Below are 3227 nucleotides of genomic sequence, written 5' to 3' on the forward strand. Positions count from 1 at the left end.
TGGGCCGAGCGCGGCGGCGGTGGCGGCCACGAGGCCGCCGGCGCGGGCGAGCACCTCGCGCACCAGCGGCTCGAGCACGCTCTGCCGGCCGTCGCCGATCACGATCAGGGCGTGCATCCCCTCCGCTCCCCGCTCGGCGACGAGGCGGACGTGGCGACGGAGGTTCTCGCCGCCGCACGGAGCGAGCAGGTCGTGCAGGGAGGACCGGGTGATCAGGGGCTGGCGGCCCGGTGCGGCGGTGCCGGACAGGAGCAGGCAGTCCGAGGGGGCCTCGTACAGGCTGAGCCGCGCCTCGGCGAGGAGCTCGGCGGGGTCGGCGGCCGCGCCGAGGTGGCGGCCGGGATCGGCGGGGGTGATGTGCGTCGTCATGCCCCGACCCTGCGCGATCGGGCGGCCGAGCGGGCGGGAGGAGCGCGCCCTGGGGACGGAGCCCCGGTGGGGAGGAACGGTCGCGTCGCGCCCGGGCGTGCGCGGGAGGTCCCAGGCGTGCATGGGAGGATCAGGGGCACCCGTGCGAAAGGACCCCTCGATGACCGCTGCCTCGCCGACTCCCCCCGCCGCTCGCCTCTCGGATCTCGACGCGCTGCTCGTCTCCCGGATCGAGGAGGTCACGTCCGCCGAGCTCTCCGAGCGCAGGGCGCAGCTGGGGCGGATCTCGACGGAGAGCGCGGCGCTGGTGGACGACCTCGAGGCCTTCCTCGAGGGCGGGAAGCTGCTCCGTCCCCGGTTCTGCTTCTGGGGCGGGGTCGCGGCGCTCCGCCGGGAGCCGACGGCCGAGGAGGTGGAGGCGCTCGCGAGGCTGGGCGCGGCGATCGAGCTCGTGCAGGCGGCGGCGCTGCTCCACGACGACGTGATCGACCACTCCCCCGTGCGGCGGGGACGCCCGGCGCAGCATGTCCGGGCCCAGCGCTCGCACGAGGCCGCCGGGCTCTCCGGCTCCGCCGAGGAGTTCGGCGTCGCGGTCGCGATCGTGCTCGGCGACATCGCCCTGACCTGGGCGGAGCAGATCGCAGCGGCGATCCCGGGTCCCGCCGCGCGCGTCGCGGCGGCCCGCGCCGAGTTCGAGGCCATGCGCACCGAGGTGATGTCCGGGCAGCACCTCGACATCCTCCATCAGGCGGGCGGCTTCGCCTCCGCCCCCGATGCGGAGCAGGCCGCGCTCTCGGTGATCCGCTGGAAGACGGTGCCGTACACCGTGCTGCGGCCCGTGCGGATGGGGGCGGCGCTGATGGGCGCCGAGGAGTCGGAGCTCGAGGCGCTCTCCAGCTGGGCGATCGAGGTGGGGACCGCGTTCCAGCTGCGCGACGACCTGCTCAGCGTGGTCGGGGACCAGGACGCCACCGGCAAGCCGATCGGCGGCGACATCGTCGAGGGCAAGCGCACCGTGCTCCTGGCCCGCGCCGAGGCCGCGGCCGACGTCGAGGGACAGCGCCTGCTCTCGCGCGTGGTCGGCGATGCCGAGGCGGACGAGGCGGCCGTCCACGCCGTGCACGAGCTCATGGTCGCGACGGGGGCCGTCGCCTCGGTCGCCGCCGACGTGCGCGCTCGCGCCGCCCGGGGCCGGGAGCTCCTGGAGGCCGCCGAGGGGCTGGGAGAGCTGGGCCGCGCCGGGCTCGAGGCGCTCGCAGCACGTGCGACGGACGTCGACTCGCTGCGGGCCTGAGGAGGCCGGCGCCGACCGGGACGGGACGTCCCGGTCGGCCTGCCGGGCGGTGACTCAGAGGGCGAGGGCGAGCGCCCGGCGGCGCACCTCGCCGCGCTGGCCCCGGCGGAGGTGGTCGATGGGACGGCCGGGGAGCGAGTCGTCCTCCTCGAACAGCCAGGCCAGCAGCTCCGCGTCCTCGAAGCCGCCGTCGCGCAGCACGGTGATCGTGCCGGGCAGGTGCGGGGTGATCTCGCCGCCCTTGAGCAGCAGCGCCGGCACCATGCGCACCACGGGATCCCCGCGCCGCACGGCGACCAGCCGGCCCTCCTCGATGAGGCGGCGGACGCGCGAGACCTCGACGCCGAGATGCTCGGCGACGTCGGGAAGGGTGAGCCATTCGGTGATGAGGGTGTCCAGGTCGTTCACGGGACCAGAGTGCCACGGCTCCGGCGGCCCGCGCATCCCGTCGACCCCGTCACTGTGCCGCGCGCCGCGTGTGTCGTTCCCCGTTCCGGGGCCCCTCGCCCCATAGATTCGGACACGTGAGCTCGGCGACGTCGACTTCCCCCGGCATCAGCCTGCTCCTCGACGACCGCTACCGGGTCGAGGAGCCGATCGCGCGCGGCGGAATGGCGACCGTGCACCGCGGGCACGACCAGCGCCTGGACCGCGTCGTGGCCCTGAAGATCATGCATCCACACCTCGCGATGGACGAGGACTTCCGCCGTCGCTTCGGACGGGAGGCGCGCTCCGCCGCCCGCCTCGCCCACCGCAACGTCGTCGGCGTCTTCGACCAGGGCGAGGACGAGGACCGCATCTACCTCGCCATGGAGCTCATCGAGGGCGAGACGCTGCGCGCCCGGATCGTGGAGCGCGGCCGTCTCACCGTCGGCGAGTCCCTCGAGATCACGGCGCAGGTGCTGGAGGCGCTGGTCGCCGCGCATGGGGCCGGGATCGTCCATCGGGACATCAAGCCCGAGAACATCCTGCTGGACCGGCAGGACACCGTGAAGGTCGCCGACTTCGGGCTCGCCCGCGCGATCGGCGCGAACAACTCCTCCACCGGCGCCGCCCTGCTCGGCACCGTCGCCTACATCAGCCCCGAGGTGGTCACCCGCGGCGAGGCCGACGAGCGCAGCGACCTCTACTCCCTCGGCGTGGTCCTGTTCGAGATGCTGACCGGACGGCAGCCCTTCCGCGGCGAGCAGCCGGTGCACATCGCCTTCCAGCACGTCCACGAGGACATCCCCGCACCCTCGACGCTGGTCTCCGGCATCCCCCGCTCTCTGGACTCCCTGATCACCTGGGCCTGCGCGCGCGGGGTCGAGCAGCGACCCGCCTCCGCTGCGGACCTGCTGAAGGCGGTGCGGGAGCTCCTCCGCACGCTCCCCGCGGCGGTGCTCGCCGCCCGGCCCGAGGAGATCGAGCCGAGCGACACCGGCGACGTCCCCCGCCCCACCTCCTCGCTGGACGAGGTCGCGGCCGACATCTCCCGCGGCCCGCGCGTCTTCGCGCCCGGCGGCGCCGATGCCGAGACCACCGCGCCCGACGCCGGCGGGGAGGCGGAGGGCGAGGACGGGAC

3 protein-coding genes and 1 pseudogene are annotated in these 3227 nt (G+C 75.1%); 2 read left to right on the plus strand and 2 right to left on the minus strand.

Annotated elements, in window-relative coordinates; genetic code table 11:
- Positions 1–369: pseudogene (locus HMPREF3159_RS10625) on the minus strand (hypothetical protein); the annotation flags it as partial.
- Between the two features lie 160 nt (positions 370–529).
- Between HMPREF3159_RS10625 and HMPREF3159_RS10630 the strand changes: the two are divergent.
- On the plus strand, positions 530–1663 hold the full coding sequence (locus HMPREF3159_RS10630) for a polyprenyl synthetase family protein (RefSeq protein ID WP_070501003.1): 1134 nt from the start codon (positions 530–532) through the stop codon (positions 1661–1663).
- Positions 1664–1717: 54 nt separating this feature from the next.
- Here the strand turns inward: HMPREF3159_RS10630 and HMPREF3159_RS10635 are convergent, their stop codons facing one another.
- Entirely contained in the window at positions 1718–2071 is a 354-nt protein-coding gene (locus HMPREF3159_RS10635; protein ID WP_141748181.1) for an Rv2175c family DNA-binding protein, read from the minus strand.
- 116 nt (positions 2072–2187) lie between these two features.
- On the opposite strand from HMPREF3159_RS10635, the gene HMPREF3159_RS10640 reads away from it, so the two are divergent.
- The coding region (locus HMPREF3159_RS10640) for a protein kinase domain-containing protein (protein ID WP_246821610.1) at positions 2188–3227 on the plus strand (1040 nt) is incomplete at its 3' end.

It is taken from the genome of Brachybacterium sp. HMSC06H03 (genome assembly GCF_001807385.1).
Classification (GTDB): Bacteria; Actinomycetota; Actinomycetes; order Actinomycetales; family Dermabacteraceae; genus Brachybacterium; species Brachybacterium conglomeratum.

Coding starts and splice junctions, on each gene's coding strand:
- HMPREF3159_RS10630 (WP_070501003.1), top strand. CDS start 530: ATGACCGCTGCCTCGCCGACTCCCCCCGCCGCTCGCCTCTCGGATCTC.